This window comes from Algibacter sp., from assembly GCF_039977455.1.
In the GTDB taxonomy this organism is placed as follows: domain Bacteria; phylum Bacteroidota; class Bacteroidia; order Flavobacteriales; family Flavobacteriaceae; genus Algibacter_B.
On the sequence record NZ_JBDWDG010000031.1, the window covers coordinates 45,766 to 59,986 of the forward strand.

General features: G+C 32.0%; 16 protein-coding genes, 1 other RNA gene and 1 pseudogene. 11 read left to right on the forward strand and 7 right to left on the reverse strand.

All coding sequences use genetic code 11. The annotated features are described in order from the left end of the window. The first annotated feature begins 267 nt into the window (after positions 1-267). From ssrA to ABJM36_RS15005, 5 genes are all read left to right on the forward strand, one after another. Positions 268-662, forward strand: a transfer-messenger RNA (tmRNA) gene (ssrA, locus tag ABJM36_RS14985). A gap of 232 nt (positions 663-894) precedes the next feature. Beyond that, the gene (locus tag ABJM36_RS14990) at positions 895-1,257 is read left to right on the forward strand and encodes a fructose 1,6-bisphosphatase (protein WP_348452304.1); all 363 of its coding nucleotides are present in this window, start codon (positions 895-897) and stop codon (positions 1,255-1,257) included. A 14-nt stretch (positions 1,258-1,271) separates the two neighbouring features. Beyond that, a complete protein-coding gene (locus ABJM36_RS14995; RefSeq protein WP_348452305.1) occupies positions 1,272-2,090 on the forward strand; it encodes a cell envelope biogenesis protein OmpA in 819 nt (272 codons plus the stop codon). Beyond that, positions 2,077-2,565 carry a Rab family GTPase gene (locus ABJM36_RS15000; RefSeq protein WP_348452306.1) on the forward strand — a complete coding sequence of 163 codons (489 nt, stop codon included), beginning with the start codon at positions 2,077-2,079 and terminating at the stop codon, positions 2,563-2,565. The genes ABJM36_RS14995 and ABJM36_RS15000 overlap by 14 nt, the downstream gene beginning before the upstream one ends. 5 nt (positions 2,566-2,570) lie before the next feature. Then, positions 2,571-4,085, forward strand: a complete 1,515-nt coding sequence (locus ABJM36_RS15005; protein WP_348452307.1) for an ATP-binding protein — start codon at positions 2,571-2,573, stop codon at positions 4,083-4,085. 14 nt (positions 4,086-4,099) lie between these two features. On the opposite strand, the gene ABJM36_RS15010 is transcribed toward ABJM36_RS15005, so the two are convergent. The 7 genes from ABJM36_RS15010 to ABJM36_RS15040 all read right to left on the reverse strand — a co-directional run bounded on the left by ABJM36_RS15010 (position 4,100) and on the right by ABJM36_RS15040 (position 8,392). Further along, entirely contained in the window at positions 4,100-4,702 is a 603-nt protein-coding gene (locus ABJM36_RS15010; protein WP_348452308.1) for a nucleotidyltransferase family protein, read from the reverse strand. Next, positions 4,702-5,682 carry an XdhC family protein gene (locus ABJM36_RS15015; protein WP_348452518.1) on the reverse strand — a complete coding sequence of 327 codons (981 nt, stop codon included), beginning with the start codon at positions 5,680-5,682 and terminating at the stop codon, positions 4,702-4,704. Before ABJM36_RS15015 ends, ABJM36_RS15010 begins: the two co-directional genes overlap by 1 nt. A 173-nt stretch (positions 5,683-5,855) precedes the next feature. Next, positions 5,856-6,188, reverse strand: a complete 333-nt coding sequence (locus tag ABJM36_RS15020) for a hypothetical protein (RefSeq protein ID WP_348452309.1) — start codon at positions 6,186-6,188, stop codon at positions 5,856-5,858. 107 nt (positions 6,189-6,295) lie between these two features. Then, positions 6,296-6,688: a rhodanese-like domain-containing protein gene (locus ABJM36_RS15025; RefSeq protein ID WP_348452310.1), complete on the reverse strand. Its 393-nt coding sequence runs from the start codon at positions 6,686-6,688 to the stop codon at positions 6,296-6,298. 15 nt (positions 6,689-6,703) lie between these two features. Further along, entirely contained in the window at positions 6,704-7,018 is a 315-nt protein-coding gene (locus tag ABJM36_RS15030) for a rhodanese-like domain-containing protein (protein ID WP_348452311.1), read from the reverse strand. A gap of 106 nt (positions 7,019-7,124) precedes the next feature. Beyond that, on the reverse strand, positions 7,125-7,742 hold the full coding sequence (locus ABJM36_RS15035; RefSeq protein WP_348452312.1) for a thioredoxin family protein: 618 nt from the start codon (positions 7,740-7,742) through the stop codon (positions 7,125-7,127). Between the two features lie 8 nt (positions 7,743-7,750). After that, on the reverse strand, positions 7,751-8,392 hold the full coding sequence (locus tag ABJM36_RS15040) for a TlpA disulfide reductase family protein (protein WP_348452313.1): 642 nt from the start codon (positions 8,390-8,392) through the stop codon (positions 7,751-7,753). Between the two features lie 168 nt (positions 8,393-8,560). Between ABJM36_RS15040 and ABJM36_RS15045 the strand changes: the two genes are divergently transcribed. The 6 genes and pseudogenes from ABJM36_RS15045 (at position 8,561) to trpB (ending at position 14,215) form a co-directional block, all read left to right on the forward strand. Further along, complete coding sequence (locus ABJM36_RS15045; RefSeq protein WP_348452314.1) at positions 8,561-9,967, forward strand: anthranilate synthase component I family protein; 1,407 nt, start codon at positions 8,561-8,563, stop codon at positions 9,965-9,967. A 1-nt stretch (position 9,968) separates the two neighbouring features. Then, positions 9,969-10,535, forward strand: coding sequence for an aminodeoxychorismate/anthranilate synthase component II (locus ABJM36_RS15050; RefSeq protein WP_348452315.1), 567 nt, complete (start codon positions 9,969-9,971; stop codon positions 10,533-10,535). A 12-nt stretch (positions 10,536-10,547) separates the two neighbouring features. Continuing rightward, positions 10,548-11,540, forward strand: coding sequence for an anthranilate phosphoribosyltransferase (gene trpD, locus ABJM36_RS15055; protein WP_348452316.1), 993 nt, complete (start codon positions 10,548-10,550; stop codon positions 11,538-11,540). A 63-nt stretch (positions 11,541-11,603) separates the two neighbouring features. Continuing rightward, positions 11,604-12,389, forward strand: a complete 786-nt coding sequence (gene trpC, locus ABJM36_RS15060; protein WP_348452317.1) for an indole-3-glycerol phosphate synthase TrpC — start codon at positions 11,604-11,606, stop codon at positions 12,387-12,389. A 17-nt stretch (positions 12,390-12,406) separates the two neighbouring features. Then, positions 12,407-12,982 (forward strand): annotated as a pseudogene (locus ABJM36_RS15065) (phosphoribosylanthranilate isomerase); the annotation flags it as partial. Between the two features lie 51 nt (positions 12,983-13,033). Next, on the forward strand, positions 13,034-14,215 hold the full coding sequence (gene trpB, locus ABJM36_RS15070; RefSeq protein WP_348452520.1) for a tryptophan synthase subunit beta: 1,182 nt from the start codon (positions 13,034-13,036) through the stop codon (positions 14,213-14,215). Positions 14,216-14,221 lie beyond the last annotated feature (6 nt).

Sequence of the window (14,221 nt, forward strand, 5' to 3'; positions counted from 1 at the left end):
TTTTACTGACAGAAATGGATTTGGTATAAATTTTGAACTAAAAATACTAGTTTTAAGGTGGTATACAAAGTTTTTTGATAACTTTGCTGCCCGCGTTAGGGATGGAGGCTTTGTTGAAGCTCTTTTTGTGTTGTTGCACAAATGCAACACAAAAAAGCGACTACCGAGAGCCCGACCCTTTTTTAGGGTAACGCCCACTTCTTGATACCATTCCACAAGAAATTGGGAACAAGAGAGGTGACAATTTTTACTATTTTATTAAATAACGGGGTCGACTGGTTTTGACAGCGAGATTAATTGAACGGTAAGCACGTCGTGTAATGGCATTGAAACACGTTAAAGGCTAGACCAAATTTTAAACGGCGAGAATAACTACGCTTTAGCTGCATAATTCGAATTATAGTAGAATTAGCCTAGGTACACAAGGTGTACAAGCTTTATGTCTCCGGAAAGCCTTGATTGACGGCGTTCCATTTTGAGGCATCGTAAATGTCAATATAGATTAGGTAGTGCTTTGATGCCTTTTTGAAACTAAAAAAGATAAGTTGAAAGTGGGTTGTCTTTAACCAGCTTTTAATCGAAAACCCAAGAAAAGAATAAACGTGTAGAAAGCTCTTTGGTTACTTGTTTGGACGAGAGTTCGATTCTCTCCGACTCCACTTATTAAAAAGAGGACTGCAAAATACAAAAAGCAATAGTCCTCTTTTTTTATGATTTACCAATTTATTTTAAAGACCTAACCATTTTGGTTTTTAATATTCTTTTTTTTCTTAACTTTCAATCACTTAACCTAATATGGAGTTATAGCTTCATAGATTTAAAAAAACAAAAAACTTATTAAATTTTGTATATTTTAGACTACTTTTGTGTTAATTGGTTAATACTACTGCGAATATGAAAGAACACGTACAAGATGAGACTACCGAAAAATTGAATGGCAAGCTTAATTCTGCTAATTCAAAAATTGACGCCATTAAAGAACTTATTTTTGGCGAAAACATTCAGGCATACGATTCGGAATTTGAAGCTTTAAAAGCTGATATTATTGCTAAAAAAGAAGAATTACAGAATTTAATGAGTACTGTTGAATCTGAAATTTTACAGAACATAGACACCTTAAGTACTGATATTAATATTAGAATTTCTGATCTTGAAAAATCGGTAGAAGACAAGTTAGACAACCTGGATGATAAAAAAGTTAACCGTAAATTACTAAGCGAACTTTTTATTAAATTAGGACAGAAAATTAGTGACTAAATACTGCTGCACTAATGAATCAAGATGAAAAACTAAGTATCATTAAAGATATTCTGCTTACTGACGAGCGGGAGTTTGCTTCATCTATTCAAAAAAAAATAAATATTCTTGAAAAAACTTTTAATGATAAGGAAAAACTATCGAACAAAATAGATCCAATTATTGATAATAAGTTAAACAAGTTTATTAAAGAAATTCCAAAAACCTTAGGCCCTACAATTACCAAAACTTTAAAGGAGGAAATTAAAAACTCTCAAGATGCTGTGGTAGAAGCGCTTTTTCCCATAATAGGAAAAATGATAAAACGCTATATTCAGCATGAAATGAAACTGTTATCGGATAAAATTAATACTCAGGTTAATAAAACGTTTTCCTTTAAAGGAGTATTTAGAAAAGCTAAATCTAAAGCCTCTGGTATTACTGAATCGGATTTAATACTTCAAGAACAAACCAATACTAAAATAGAGCAAGTAATCATTATTGAAAAAGGCTCAGGCATAGTTTTAGCCGAATTTTCTAAAAGTAAAACAACAGATGAAGATATGGTTGCAGGCATGCTAACCGCCATTAAAAGTTTTGTTGAGGATGCCTTTAAAAAAGAAAGCCAGAACCTACAATATATAGAATACGACCTTTACCATATTCACCTCCAAAACTTCCCTTCTTTTTATATTGCTGTAGTTGTTTCTGGAGCTTATAATATTATTTACAAAGATAAATTAGAGGATAAAATACTGGATTTTACAAGCAAGCAAAAGGTGGCTGATATTTTGAAAAACAAAGAATTAATAACCCAAAAACTAGAAGATTTCTTTAATAATGGCAACATCTAAAAAAATTGTTTTACTCGGGCATTTTGGGGTTGGTAAAACATCGTTAATAAGACGTTTTGTTGAAAACACCTTCTCGGAAGACTACAAAGTAACTATCGGTGTTCATATTTCTAAGAAAACTTTAAAAATATCTGAAGACGAATCTATCTCCTTTATTATTTGGGATTTAGAAGGTCAAGATGATATAAAAAAAACTAGAGCATCTTATTTACTAGGAACCCATGCCTTTGTTTACGTTTTCGATCTTTCAAGACCCGCAACCTTCGAAAACTTAAAAACTGAGGTAAATTATCTCATTGAAAACCACTCGAAAACCCCAATTAAAGTAGTTGGCAATAAAGTAGATTTAGTAAACAAAGAATATTTAACGCAATACAGCGGTAAATTTGACGATTTGGTCGATTTATTTGTTAGTGCTAAAAATGGTAGTAGAGTTGAATCTCTTTTTTCTAAATTAGCTAAAGAGTTAATTTAGAGACCATGCTAGAGCCGTATAAAAAGAAATACCACCAAAACAATTTTCAATTTATTTTAGTTGATGATTTTGGCGCTATCCTTGAATCTGATAATAATCTTTTTACAGTTCAACCCAAGTCCCTTTTACAAGAATACCATCCTTTTTTTGAAATATTAAACAGTTTACTTCAAATAAATAATGAATCTTTTGAGTTTTCATGTATTAATCTTGATTTTGAAAATGAAATTCTAATTACCGATATTACTATTCTTTCTCAAGACATAAATGAAAACCTTATTATTATAGAGAATTTAACTAAGCACTATAATAACTACCAACTTACAGCTCAAACTAGAAACGAATCCATTATAAACTCTCAGGTTTTAGAGTTAAAAAATGAGTATTTATTAGAAAAGGAAACGTTCAAAAATAATTTTATTGCTAACTTTAGCCATCAACTAAGAAACCCTATTACAGCTTCAATTATTTTTAGCGATTTGCTAATTAATAGTAATTTAAATGCTGATCAAAAAAATTACCTAGACATCATTCAATCTTCTAATAAAGATTTAAAAAACAGAATTGAAGATATATTAGATATTTCCAAAATTGAATCTGGAAAATTAACCCTAAATGAAAAAGTTTTTGATTTAAGCAAACTACTAAAGGATGTTACAACAGCCTTTAAAATTTTAGCAAACAAAAAAGGTTTGGATTTTGTATTCAATCTTGAAGATGGCCTACCAGAATATGTAAAAGGTGATCAATACAGATTAAAACAAATTATCACCAACCTGTTAACCAATGCCATTACTAACACAAATAATGGAACCATAACTTTAAATGTTTCATTAAATTATATCCGTGCCAAAAAAGCTAATATTCACTTTGAAGTTATTGACACTGGTATAGGCATTGAAGCATCAAAAATCGATGCTATTTTTGAACGCTTTACTAAGTTAGATTCTGCTGCTCGTAATGATAAACGCATTGGCTTAGGATTATCTATTGTAAAGTATTTAATTTCTGAAATGCATGGAAATATTCATGTTGAAAGCGAAGTTAATAATGGATCAAAATTCACCTATAATCTCAGTTTTAAACTTTCAGATCACAATGAAAGCATCAAAGAAGAATTACTAAAATACCAAGTACCTAAATTAAACAAAAAGTACCATATTTTACTAGTTGAAGATTCGGAATTAATTCAACTAACTATTTTAAAAATACTTGCTGCTACTGGCAACTTTTACATTAACATTATTTCTAAAGGGGAAGAATTGGTGTCAAATATTATCAATAAGGATGTTGATTTAATATTATTAGCCAATACTATACACGATTTTTCTGCCATGGACTTAGCTGCTTCCGTTCGTAATCTTTCAAAAGAATACAAAAAAACACCTATTATTGTTTTGTCTACTCAAGCGTTTAAAGAGGATTTAAAAAGCTTTAAACGAGCTAGAATAAATGATGTTGTTACTAAGCCTTTTGATAAAAAGATATTATTAGAAAAAATATACAAGAATATAAAATAGTATATCAAAAAAAATCACTCAGGTTTTCTATTTACCAGCGTATTATAATCCTCTGGGGTATCAACATCAAACAATCTATTTTTAGATTTTGACTTAAAACCAATCACATTTCCTTGGTTCTTTTTTAAAAACAGTTTAGCTCCTTTATCCCCTTTCAACTTTAAAAGCTCATCAAAATAAACGACAGGAAATAGTGCTGGAACACCATTTCCATTTTCATATGTAGACGCAATTATTTTTTCATTGTTATTTCTAAAACAATCCATAATTCCATTAATATAATCTGAATCTACATAAGGCTGATCGGCAAGCAAGAATAAAACACCATCAGGTAATGGCTTTAATGTTTTTAGATAAGAAACAGCCTCTGAAATACTTGAACTTAAACCATGTTCCCATTTTGGGTTATTAATTATGGTCACGTTATTATTGTCTATCATTTTTTCTATAACTTCCCTATTTGCACCAATTACACAACTTACGTGATTAGCACCTGAACGCAAGGCTTGTTGAATAATATTCTGCAATAAGTTTGAATTTTTATAAGGAAGTAGTTGTTTTATTGCCCCCATTCTAGTCCCCTTTCCGGCAGCTAATATAACTACAGTAATATCCATTATAACGCCGAATGTATTTTACCAGATATGGTTTTAAGGCTAATTGGTTTTTTATTCCTGATGGTTGCTAAAATTTCGGATAAAATAGATATTGAAATTTCTTCGGGAGTTATAGCTCCAATATTTAAACCTGCTGGACTATAAATACTATTTAAAAAAGATTCTTTTAATTCTGGCAAATAATCGAATAAATCATTTTGAAGCTGATTGCGGCGTTTAGCCGAACCTAAAATACCTATGTAAGGCAATTGGCAATGTTGTAGTTTTATTAGATAACTTAAATCTTGAGCAAAATTATGAGTCATTAAAACAACAGCACTATTCGAATCTAAAGTAGTAGTATCAAAGTTTTCTGGAGTTTTGGAAATTACTGATAATGCACCTGGAAAATCACTAAGCGTTTTAGGGTTTTTAATTGATATAATTACATGTATTTCCCAACCTAATACTGCGGCAGATTTACAAAGCTTTACAGCATCATGTCCTCCACCAATAATAACCAATTTAAAACATGGTAAAAGTGTTTGCCTAAAAACTTTTATTCCTTTACTAGGAGTTGAAGTATGATTAATTAATGAAAACGAAAATTTAGAATTTTCTCTAAAACAAAGTTCCGAATAAAAATGACCTTCAACACCATCTTTTTTTTCATAATAAGAGGTTAAAGTGATAGCCTTACGCGCCTCTAATTGACTATTGAATGCTTTATAAAATTCATCTAAAACTTCAAAAGGTTCTAAAAGGATGTATAGCACTCCTTCGCAACCTAATCGGTAACGTCCGTCGTAAGTCATCATCTTAGAAATACCTGTTTTAAAAACGGTTTGAGCACTTCGTTGAACTTCCTTTTCAACACAACCACCACTTACAGCTCCAACCATGGTGCCGTTACTTGATAGCAACATTCTAACCCCCGGCCGACGATAAGAAGACCCATCTAAATCTACTACGGTAGCTAGAACATTTTTCACTCCTAGCATCTGATTTTTTAAAGCTTCTTGGACTATTAGTTTTAATTCATGCGTCATTCAACTAATATAGAAAAAGAATTTTAATATTGCATAGCTATTAACACTACAGAACCCTAAATCAATGTTAAAAAAAAAGCTCCTATGTTTAAAACATAGGAGCTTTTTCTAGATAACAGAAAAACTTAACTTACTTTTTGTTTTTCTTTCATCTTTTTTAACAACATTAATTCATGTTGTATCTCTTCTTTTCTTTCATTAAATTTCCTTACACGTTCGTCAATTAACTCTTGACTTTTAATTCGAGCTTGACGCCTAAGTTGCGCTTTTTCTAACTCTTTCTGTTGTAGTTGTTTTTGGATCATTTTCTCTCTGGCTACAGAAATATATGAAAAACCATAAATACTTAAAAACAGTAGTGCAACCAGTCCTAAAATGATATAACCGTTTTCCATTACTTGAATATTTTTAATTGCTATTAATACTAAAAAGGTAAAACCTGATATAAAATTAAACAATTATATAATTTTGTGAAAATTAAAAAGATAAAGTACTGAAAAAGTAGTTGAACGAGCAAAACACCGACGAAACACACCTTCTTTTTAACCTATTAAGGCTTAGATTACTATTGATTTACAACATAATTTTCTTTCTCCCAATTAGTAATTCCTCCTTCCAATTCATAAACGTTTTTGAAACCTAATGCCTTAAATACAGCTACACTTTTGGAACTTCGATTACCTGATCGACAATATATAAAAACAGCCTTATTTGTATCTAAAACGCCCAAACTATCTTTAAATTTATCGGAATAAAAATCGACATTTAAAGCATTATTAATATGTCCTGAATTAAACTCCTTTTTTGTTCTAACATCTATTAATTGAACAGCACCTCGACTTAGCGAATCTTGAAATATTTTTGGTGTTAATTTTATAGCGTTCACATTTGGTTGCGATTGGCAACAAGCAAAAAACATACTTAAAACAAAAAGCCTTATTAAAAAATATCGATTCATAGCATTGCCTTTTTATTATAAATCAACAACATCGCCAGTCCATTCTAACATACCGCCTTCAAGGTTATATGCATTTTCAAAACCTAGTTGCTCCATGATTTGACATGCTTGACCGCTTCTATTTCCAGAGCGACAATACACGTAATAATTTTTACTTTTATCAAGCTCTTCAATTTCATTAATGAATTCCTGTCCTTTATAAATATCGATATGAATGGCATTTTCAATAATTCCATCGGCCACTTCGGCATCCGTCCTTACATCTAGCACAACAGCATTATCATCTTTTGCTAATTGCTCTACCCATTCTTCTTGTGTTAAATCTTCCATCTTTTTTTTTAATATTGTTGTTGTACAAAATTAACATAACTAAATGTATAGACGAAAAAAAATCTGAAGTATTACGCTTCAGATTTTTTTTTAAATGTATTATTAATTACGCCTTTATTCCGCAACCAATTGCTTTAGTTTCTTTTTGCTCAACTTCTTTCCCTTCTAGTAAAGCATCAACCGCGTTTTCAACAAACTTTACTTTAACTGCCGATGCATCTCTATGATTATCATCTATAGCCCCAATATACTTTACAACATTCCCTTTTGTTGTTTTTTCAAGCACATAAATATGTGGCGTTTTAGTGGCTCCGAATTTAGGATATACATTTTGTTCTTTATCTATTAAATAGGGAAAAGTAAAACCTTTTTCTTCTGCTCTTTTTTTCATTTCAGGGAAAGCATCACCGGGTTTAGCATCCGTATTATTTGGCATAATAGCTATCACAGGATAGCCTTTAGGTGCATATTTTTCATTTAATGCTTGAATTCTATCTTCATACATAACAGCAAACGGACATGTGTTGCATGTAAAGGTTACAATAAACCCTTTAGCATCTTTATAATCTGCTAATGACACCATGTTTCCGTCAATATTTTTTAATGAAAAATCTTCGGCTACATCATCAATACCATAACCACTACTGCTTGTATTGTTTAACGTAAATGCACTTATAAAAAGTACAAGAATTGCTACAGGTAATAATTGTTTTAACTTTTTCATATTCTATTTTAATTTAAAAATTGTTTCACTTCTTTTTCTAATTCTTCATAGTTAAAGGAACGCTCATAAAACTTTCTTTTATTATTCTTATAGATAATTGTTGCCGGAATTGATCCTGACCAATTTTCATCTACTTTAGGAATCCAAGTATTCATGTTCGGATCATCTAAAACTATAACTTTCGATCCTAATGCTTTCTCTTTAATAAAAGGCTTCAGTTTTTTTTCATACAAATGCGGAAAATCTAAACTCACCAATAGCACCTCAACATTTTTGTTTTTGTATTCCGTATTTAACTTTTCAAAATAAGGCAATTCTTTAACACAAGGTGCACACCAAGTCGCCCAAAAATTAACAACATACGTTTTGTCATCTTTTTTGTTCAGAAAGGCTTCAAAACCAGTAAAATCATAAATTTCAAGCTTTGCATCCTTTACATTCAAAGTATGACTTATAGCTCCTGTAGTAATTTCTTTAGCTACCGCATTAGTTTTGCTATTTTCTTTACAACCCGCCATTAAAAGAATGACAACAATTATCACATTTAACTTCATAAGTATAAAATTAATTAATACTTCTTTGCATATCTTATAGTTTAACAAACTTTTATGTAAAAAACGTTTCAAAGTTTTGTGTATAACTTTTTTCATTTCTATATTTGAACCAATTAAAACAAAAAAATGAACACAATTTTAAATAATACTTGGTGGTGGTGCTTTCGAAACTAATCTTCGTGAAGTAAATCCCTAGTATATTTAAAACTTAAAATATTCAAAAGGCTTGTCATTCACGACAGGCCTTTTTTTATATAAAAACAAATGAAAAAATTCAGTCTTTATACCCATCACAAACGCATTTTAACAGATACCATTACACCTGTAACGGTATATTATAAAATACGCGATAAATACCCGAATAGCATTTTATTAGAAAGTGGCGATTATCATAGAAGTCATAAAAACTTCTCATACATTTGTTTTAATCCTATTGCAACCATTAAGGTAGAAAACGAAGTGATATCAGAAACATTTCCTGATGGAAGTACTACCTCTTTAGAAATCACTAATGATGTTAATGTTGCAGATGAAATCCATAAATTCACTAAAAAGTTCAACACAAAAACCGATGAAGATTTCAAATTCATCAACAACGGCATTTTTGGCTACACAGCTTACGATGCTGTTCGCTATTTTGAAGATGTTCAAATCAGCAAAAAAGATGATTCGGTAGTCATTCCAGATATGTATTATGCGGTTTACAAAAACATCATAGCTATAAACCACTTTAAAAACGAAGCCTATATTTTTGCACATTGTTATGAAGACAATGAAAATAATATTGATGAAATAGACAAACTCATCAACATTCAAAACTTTGCATCCTATGATTTTAATGTAAAAGGCGATATAAAATCTAATTTAACCGACGATGAATTTAGAAATCAAGTTGAAATAGCTAGAAAGCATTGTCAACGTGGTGATGTTTTTCAGTTGGTATTGTCAAGACGTTTTTCTCAAGAATTTACAGGCGATGATTTTAATATTTACCGTGCATTACGAAGCATAAACCCATCGCCTTACCTGTTTTATTTTGATTACGGCGATTTTAAAATTTTCGGTAGTTCTCCTGAAGCACAACTTATTGTCGATGACGGTTTAGCAGAAATCCACCCTATTGCAGGAACGTTTAAACGTACTGGAGATGAGCATAAAGATGAAATTTTAGCAGAAAAACTAAAAAACGACGACAAAGAAAACGCAGAACATGTTATGTTAGTCGACTTAGCAAGAAATGATTTAAGTCGCCATGGCAGTGGTGTAAAGGTGGTTACTTATCGCGAAGTTCAGTTTTTCTCTCACGTAATCCATCTAGTAAGTAAAGTAACAGGGCAAAAACACAAGGAAACATCAACCATGCAAGTTGTTGCCGATACCTTTCCAGCAGGAACCTTAAGTGGCGCGCCAAAACATAGAGCGATGCAACTTATTGAAGATTACGAAAAAACAAGCCGAGGCTACTACGGTGGTGCTATTGGTTTTATGGATTTTGATGGTAATTTTAACCACGCCATAATGATTCGTACCTTTTTAAGTAAAGACTATAAATTAAACTGGCAAGCTGGCGCAGGTTTGGTTTCAAAATCAAACCAAGAAAATGAGCTTCAAGAAGTTTATAATAAATTAGGAGCATTAACTAAAGCTATTAAATTAGCAGAAGATATTTAAAATGAAAAAAGTATTAGTTATAGACAATTACGACAGTTTCACATACAATCTTGTACATTATTTAGAAGATTTAAACTGTGATGTAACCGTAGTAAGAAACGACAAATTAGCTTTAGAAGATGTTGAAGCTTTCAATAAAATTGTGTTGTCGCCAGGTCCTGGAATTCCAGACGAAGCCGGTTTACTAAAAGCTATTATTGAAAAATATGCACCAACAAAAAGTATTTTAGGTGTATGTTTAGGTCAGCAAGCCATTGGCGAAGTTTTTGGTGGTTCAATAATCAATCTAGACGATGTGTACCATGGTGTTGCAACACAGGTTAACATTAGTGTTGATGACGAATATATCTTTAAAGATTTAGAAAAAAACATCGAAGTAGGTCGTTATCATTCTTGGGTTGTAAATCCAGAATTACCAGAAAGTTTAGAGGCCACTTCATTTGATGCAAACGGACAAATTATGTCTTTAAGACATAAAGTTTTTGATGTAAGAGGTGTGCAATACCACCCAGAATCTGTTTTAACACCAGATGGCAAAAAGATATTAGAAAACTGGGTAAATAATTAGTCAATAGTAATAATGAAAGATATACTAAAAAGATTAATAAATCACGAAACCATTTCAAGCGAAGAAGCTAAACAGGTTATAGTTAACATATCCAACGATATGTATAACCCTAGCCAAATTACATGCTTTTTATCGGTTTTCATGATGCGAAGTATTACTATAGAGGAGTTAAGAGGTTTTAGAGATGCGCTTCTAGAATTGTGTTTACCTATAAACCTTACAGACTTTAACGCTGTAGATATTGTAGGTACCGGTGGCGATGGCAAAAACACTTTTAACATCTCTACACTATCCTCTTTTATAACTGCAGGTGCCGGCGTCCATGTATCTAAACATGGTAATTATGGTGTATCATCAACATCGGGATCATCCAATGTTATGGAACATTTAGGTGTAAAATTCTCCAATAATGAAGATTTCTTAAAGCGATGCTTAGACCAAGCAGGAATATGCATATTACATGCACCATTATTTCATCCGGCTATGAAAAATGTAGCACCAATACGAAGAGAATTAGGTGTAAAAACATTTTTCAATATTTTAGGTCCTTTGGTTAATCCATCGTTTCCTAAAAACCATGTACTAGGTGTTTTTAACCTGGAGGTTTTAAGGCTATATAGTTTTTTATATCAAAACACAAACAGCAACTATAATATTGTTTATGCCTTAGATGGCTACGATGAAATTTCATTAACAGGAAAAGCTAAAATTATTTCGAATCATACCGAAAAGCTTTTTTCACCTGAAGATTTAGGGATTTCTAAAATTAAACAAGAAGCTATTTTTGGGGGTGATACCATAAAAGAAGCTGCAAACATTTTTGTTGATATTATTAGCGGAAAAGGAACAGAAGCGCAAAACAACGTCGTTTGTGCCAATGCAGGGTTAGCTATTGCTACTTCAAAACAAATTTCACATCAGGAAGGTTTTGAAATTGCAAAAGAATCTCTGTTCTCAGGCAAAGCAAAAACGAGTTTGGATAAATTGATTGAGTTAAGTAGATAAAAAAAGTCAGCAGTTTACGCAATGAAAACTAATAACTGAAAACTAAAGACTGAAGACTAGAACATGAATATTTTAGATAAAATAACACTAGATAAACGCAAAGAAGTTGAGCTTCGTAAAAGCCTTATTCCAACTTCGCAATTAGAACAATCTGTTTTATTTGAAAGGCAAACCGTTTCGCTTGCAACTAACTTACGAAACAGTAAATCTGGAATCATAGCAGAACATAAACGACGTTCGCCATCAAAATCTGTTATTAATAACGGATTAAATGTTCAAGATGTAGCCAAAGGTTATCAAGATGCAGGGGTTTGTGGCATGTCTGTTTTAACCGACGGGAAATACTTTGGTGGTTCGTTAGACGATTTACTAACAGCAAGAGCAAGTTGCAACTTACCTTTGCTAAGAAAAGAATTTATAATGGATGAATATCAAATGCTAGAAGCTAAAGCTTATGGCGCAGATGTCATTCTACTTATTGCAGCTATTCTATCTAGAAACGAAATAAAACAATTCTCTGAGTTTGCTAAAAGCTTGCATTTAGATGTGCTTTTAGAAGTGCATAATGAGGAAGAATTACATAAATCTGTAATGCCAAGTTTAGATATGCTAGGTGTTAATAACAGAAACTTAAAAACGTTCGATGTTAGCCTAAATACAAGCAAAAGTTTAAGCAGCCTGATTCCAAATGAATTTGTAAAAGTATCTGAAAGTGGCATTAGTAATATTGAAGCTATAAAAGAATTACAACATTATGGTTACCAAGGCTTTTTAATAGGAGAAAACTTCATGAAAACAGATAACCCTGGAGCAAGTGCAACCGAATTCATAAAATCTTTAGAACAATGAAATTAAAGATTTGCGGCATGAAATATCAAGATAATATCAATGAGATTGCAGCATTGCAACCAAATTATCTTGGGTTTATATTTTATGAAAAATCGGCACGTAACTTTGATGCTAGTAGCATTCCTAAATTACAAAAATCAATTAAAAAAACTGGCGTTTTTGTTAATGCAGCTATGGATTTTGTAATTGAGAAAATAAACACATACGATCTGCAAGCTGTTCAATTACACGGAAAAGAATCTCCTGAGTATTGCAAAGCACTTAAATCTGAAAAAGTTGAAATTATAAAAGTATTTTCTGTAAAAGACGAATTTAACTTTGAAAGGCTTAAACCTTATGAAGCCGTTTGCGATTTCTTTTTGTTTGATACAAAAGGTAAATTACCAGGAGGAAACGGATATACCTTTGATTGGAATTTACTAAAGAATTACCCATCAACAAAACCCTTTTTTTTAAGTGGTGGTTTAGGTAATAATGAAGTTGAAGACATTAAACAATTCGCAAACAGCAAGGCATCAAAATACTGTTATGCTTTAGATGTAAACAGCAAATTTGAAATTGAACCAGGATTAAAAAACAGTTCAACTTTAAAAGAATTTAAAAAGAACCTCAGCGAGGTATTAGTTTATAAAAAAGAACATGTTATGAATTATAACGTAAACGAAAAAGGCTATTATGGTGACTTTGGAGGTGCATTTATACCAGAAATGCTTTACCCAAATGTAGAAGAGCTGCGCCAAAACTATTTAAAAGTCATGGCAGAACCCGATTTTAAAAAGGAGTTCGATCAACTTTTAAAAGATTATGTAGGTCGCCCTTCCCCTCTCTATTATGCCAAACGTCTTTCAGAAAAATATAACACAAAAATATATTTAAAGCGCGAGGACTTAAACCATACTGGTGCTCATAAAATCAATAATACTATTGGTCAAATTTTAATGGCCAAACGCCTAGGAAAACACCGTATTATTGCCGAAACTGGAGCAGGACAACATGGTGTTGCCACCGCTACTGTTTGTGCTTTAATGGGACTAGAATGTATTGTTTATATGGGTGAAATTGACATAGCAAGACAAGCACCAAATGTTGCCCGAATGAAAATGTTAGGTGCTAAAGTAGTGCCAGCATTATCTGGAAGCCGTACGTTAAAAGATGCTACGAACGAGGCTATTCGCGATTGGATTAACAACCCTGTGGATACGCATTATATTATTGGTTCGGCTATTGGACCACACCCGTATCCAGATATGGTAACAAGATTTCAAGCGGTAATTTCGGAGGAAATTAAATGGCAATTAAAAGAACAAACGGGAAATGAAAATCCAGATTATTTAGTGGCCTGTATTGGTGGTGGTAGTAATGCCGCAGGCACCTATTATCATTATTTACATGAACCAGAAGTTGGTATTATTGCCGTTGAAGCTGCTGGCTTAGGTGTAGATTCTGGTGAAAGTGCCGCAACATCGGTTTTAGGTAAAGAAGGTATAATTCACGGTTGTAAAACCTTGTTGATGCAAACTAAAGACGGCCAAATTACAGAACCATATTCTATTTCGGCGGGATTAGATTATCCTGGTGTTGGCCCAATGCATGCACATTTAGCTAAAACAGGACGCGCAGAATTTATGGCAATTACCGATGATGATGCTATGAATGCTGGTTTAGAACTTTGTAAACTAGAAGGTATCATTCCTGCTATTGAAAGTTCGCATGCTTTAGCCATTTTCGAACAGAGAACCTTTAAACCTGACGATGTTGTGGTGGTTAGTTTATCTGGTCGTGGTGATAAAGATTTGAATAATTATATTGAATATTTTAAAATATAAATTGAA

What these genes read in the sequence shown, in the direction of transcription:
- ABJM36_RS15045 (WP_348452314.1), top strand. Translation starts at nt 8,561, where the DNA reads ATGAAAAAATTCAGTCTTTATACCCATCACAAACGCATTTTAACAGAT.
- ABJM36_RS15000 (WP_348452306.1), top strand. Translation starts at nt 2,077, where the DNA reads ATGGCAACATCTAAAAAAATTGTTTTACTCGGGCATTTTGGGGTTGGT.
- ABJM36_RS15010 (WP_348452308.1), bottom strand. Translation starts at nt 4,702, where the DNA reads ATGGATATTACTGTAGTTATATTAGCTGCCGGAAAGGGGACTAGAATG.
- ABJM36_RS15040 (WP_348452313.1), bottom strand. Translation starts at nt 8,392, where the DNA reads ATGAAAAAAGTTATACACAAAACTTTGAAACGTTTTTTACATAAAAGT.
- ABJM36_RS15035 (WP_348452312.1), bottom strand. Translation starts at nt 7,742, where the DNA reads ATGAAAAAGTTAAAACAATTATTACCTGTAGCAATTCTTGTACTTTTT.
- trpB (WP_348452520.1), top strand. Translation starts at nt 13,034, where the DNA reads ATGAATTATAACGTAAACGAAAAAGGCTATTATGGTGACTTTGGAGGT.
- ABJM36_RS15030 (WP_348452311.1), bottom strand. Translation starts at nt 7,018, where the DNA reads ATGGAAGATTTAACACAAGAAGAATGGGTAGAGCAATTAGCAAAAGAT.
- ABJM36_RS15005 (WP_348452307.1), top strand. Translation starts at nt 2,571, where the DNA reads ATGCTAGAGCCGTATAAAAAGAAATACCACCAAAACAATTTTCAATTT.
- ABJM36_RS15025 (WP_348452310.1), bottom strand. Translation starts at nt 6,688, where the DNA reads ATGAATCGATATTTTTTAATAAGGCTTTTTGTTTTAAGTATGTTTTTT.
- ABJM36_RS15050 (WP_348452315.1), top strand. Translation starts at nt 9,969, where the DNA reads ATGAAAAAAGTATTAGTTATAGACAATTACGACAGTTTCACATACAAT.
- ABJM36_RS14990 (WP_348452304.1), top strand. Translation starts at nt 895, where the DNA reads ATGAAAGAACACGTACAAGATGAGACTACCGAAAAATTGAATGGCAAG.
- ABJM36_RS15015 (WP_348452518.1), bottom strand. Translation starts at nt 5,682, where the DNA reads ATGCTAGGAGTGAAAAATGTTCTAGCTACCGTAGTAGATTTAGATGGG.
- trpD (WP_348452316.1), top strand. Translation starts at nt 10,548, where the DNA reads ATGAAAGATATACTAAAAAGATTAATAAATCACGAAACCATTTCAAGC.
- ABJM36_RS14995 (WP_348452305.1), top strand. Translation starts at nt 1,272, where the DNA reads ATGAATCAAGATGAAAAACTAAGTATCATTAAAGATATTCTGCTTACT.
- trpC (WP_348452317.1), top strand. Translation starts at nt 11,604, where the DNA reads ATGAATATTTTAGATAAAATAACACTAGATAAACGCAAAGAAGTTGAG.